Consider the following 2,503-nt stretch of genomic DNA (forward strand, 5'->3'; position numbering starts at 1 on the left):
GGGCAAAGCGCGCGGATACGCAGCAGAACGTCGTCAAGCTGCGCGTCGGTAGTGTCGGGCGCATCAAAGTTCTTTTCGGCAGTAGACCCGACCGCGACAGTGCCGTTGGCATGCGGCACCACCAGCAACCCGTTGGCAAACACCTGCGGCGCGGCCCCCGCATCAAACTCCAATATCGCCGCCTGCCCCTTCACGCCGTTGCCAACCTGCTTGCCAAACGCCTCTGAAAGCGCGCCGAGCCCCTCGACCCCTGTCGCCCAGACAACTGCGCCCTCGTCAGCGCCCTCGCCCACAACGATCTCGCCGCCCTTCGCGCGGATCGCGGCCACCAGCGCAGGGCCAAGCTGGCGCGGGTTGGCGCGCGCGCTTAGCGTATCGTGCACGACCCAGCCGCTTGGCGTTTCTGGTGCCAGAACGCCAAAGTCCGTCACCGGGGCCACTCGCCATTCGCCTTTGGCTCGCCAATGCGCCTCGGCACCCGCGGTGCGCGCGCGCGCAAGGTTCACCGCCGCGTCGTCCGCCAGCGGTTGCAACCGCCCGATGCGCGCGAAGCCGGTTTGCATACCCCCGGCCTGTTCAATCCCCGCCCAGAAATCGCCTGCCATCACCAGGCTTTCAAACTGAAACTGCTTTTTGGCGTTCCACTGTTCGGGCACATGCGGGGCCAATGCCCCTACAACACCGCCACTTGAACCAGCGCCGATCCTCGTGCATTCGATCACCCGCACCCGCGCACCGCGCCGCGCACATTCCCATGCCACCGAAAGCCCGAATACGCCGCCGCCCCGAACCGTCACATCTACCGTTGCCATCGCCCCAGCCCTTCGCCAATGTCGCGCCGCGAGGGGTAATCTGAATGGCAGAGCAAGACCAGAGCGGGCTTGAATGGCGGGCGGGCGATTTGCCGGTTTCGACCCGATTCGGCGACCCGTATTTCAGCCTCGACAACGGCCTTGCCGAAGCTCGGCACGTTTTTCTGGCAGGCAACGATCTGCCCGCCCGCCTCTGCCCCGGCTTTGCGGTGGCAGAGCTTGGGTTCGGCACCGGGCTGAATATGTTGGCGCTGGCGCTGGAGGCAGACAGGCATGCCGGGCCGATCCGTTTTACCTCGTTCGAGGCCTACCCGATGAGCGCGCCCGAAATTGCCCGTGCGCTTGCCGCCTTTCCCGAGGCCAATGCGATTGCCCAGCCTTTTCTGGCCGCCTGGACCAAGGGCATACGCAAGTTCAGCCTTGGTGCGCTGACGGTAGAGGTGGTGATAGGCGATGCGCGCGAGACGCTGCCACAATGGCAGGGCATGGCCGATGCGTGGTTTCTTGACGGCTTCTCGCCCGCGCGAAACCCCGAGCTTTGGTCCCCCGAGCTTATGGCCGAAGTCGCCCGCCACACCGCGCCGCAGGGCAGCTTTGCCACCTACACCGCCGCAGGCCATGTTCGGCGCGGCTTGAATGCGGCCGGGTTTACAGTTACCCGGCTTCCAGGACATGGCCACAAGCGGCATATGACCGCAGGCCGCTTGGAGCCCCCCGCATGACACCGCAAAACACCCGCAAAGGCGTGGCGATGATGATCGGCGCGACGCTGATCTTCGCGCTGCAAGACGGCATCTCGCGCCATCTCGCCGGGGCCTACAACGTCTATATGGTGGTGATGATCCGCTATTGGTTCTTTGGGCTGTTCGTGGTGGCGCTGGCCGCAAGGCAATCTGGCGGGTTGCGCGCCGCGGTCAAAAGCGCGCAGCCACTGGTGCAAGTGTTGCGCGCGGTGCTGCTGGTCACGGAAGTGATCGTGATGGTGCAAGCCTTTGTGATTCTTGGTCTGGTCGAAAGCCACGCGGTTTTTATCTGCTACCCGCTTCTGGTGGCCGCACTTTCCGGCCCGGTGCTGGGCGAACGAGTTGGCTGGCGGCGTTGGGTGGCAATCGGCATCGGCTTTTCAGGGGTTTTGATAATTCTCCAACCGGGGGTCAAGGTGTTCTCGCCCGCCGCGCTGATACCTCTGCTGGCGGCATTCATGTTTGCCCTCTACGGCTTGCTGACACGCTTTGTGGCGCGCCGTGACAGTGCCGCAGTATCGTTTTTCTGGACTGGCGCAGTGGGTGCGCTGGCCGCCACCGTGGTAGGCATGTGGTTCTGGCAACCGATGAGCAGCCCTGACTGGGCGTGGATGGCGCTGCTTTGCGTCACCTCGATCACCGCGCATTGGCTGCTGATCAAGGCTTACGAAGCCGCAGAAGCATCGGCGATCCAACCATTCGCCTATTTGCAGTTGGTATTCATCGCGGTGCTCGGCATCACGATATTCGACGAGGTGCTTAAGCCCGAAGTCGCCGTCGGCGCGGTGGTTGTGGTGGGTGCGGGCTTATTCACCCTGTGGCGCGCGCGCGTTGCCGCGCAGCAATCATAGCTTAGCGACCCTTGAGCAGATTGGTCATGTTGACCGGCGACGATACGCCCGTGATCCGCGCGCGGTAAACCGCGACACTTTCGGAAACCCGCATCAC

The 2,503-nt window shown here is 63.9% G+C and carries 3 protein-coding genes; 2 read left to right on the forward strand and 1 reads right to left on the reverse strand.

What is annotated here, in order from left to right:
* Positions 1-812 (reverse strand): NAD(P)/FAD-dependent oxidoreductase (locus tag ABY403_RS15640; protein ID WP_372841744.1); only part of this gene is annotated, 812 nt, incomplete at its 3' end.
* Between the two features lie 44 nt (positions 813-856).
* On the opposite strand from ABY403_RS15640, the gene mnmD reads away from it, so the two are divergent.
* Positions 857-1,534 carry a tRNA (5-methylaminomethyl-2-thiouridine)(34)-methyltransferase MnmD gene (mnmD, locus tag ABY403_RS15645; RefSeq protein WP_372841745.1) on the forward strand — a complete coding sequence of 226 codons (678 nt, stop codon included), beginning with the start codon at positions 857-859 and terminating at the stop codon, positions 1,532-1,534.
* Positions 1,531-2,406 carry a DMT family transporter gene (locus ABY403_RS15650; protein ID WP_372841746.1) on the forward strand — a complete coding sequence of 292 codons (876 nt, stop codon included), beginning with the start codon at positions 1,531-1,533 and terminating at the stop codon, positions 2,404-2,406. The genes mnmD and ABY403_RS15650 overlap by 4 nt, the downstream gene beginning before the upstream one ends.
* Positions 2,407-2,503: the final 97 nt, after the last annotated feature.

This window comes from Phaeovulum sp., from assembly GCF_041596715.1.
Classification (GTDB): domain Bacteria; phylum Pseudomonadota; class Alphaproteobacteria; order Rhodobacterales; family Rhodobacteraceae; genus UBA6213.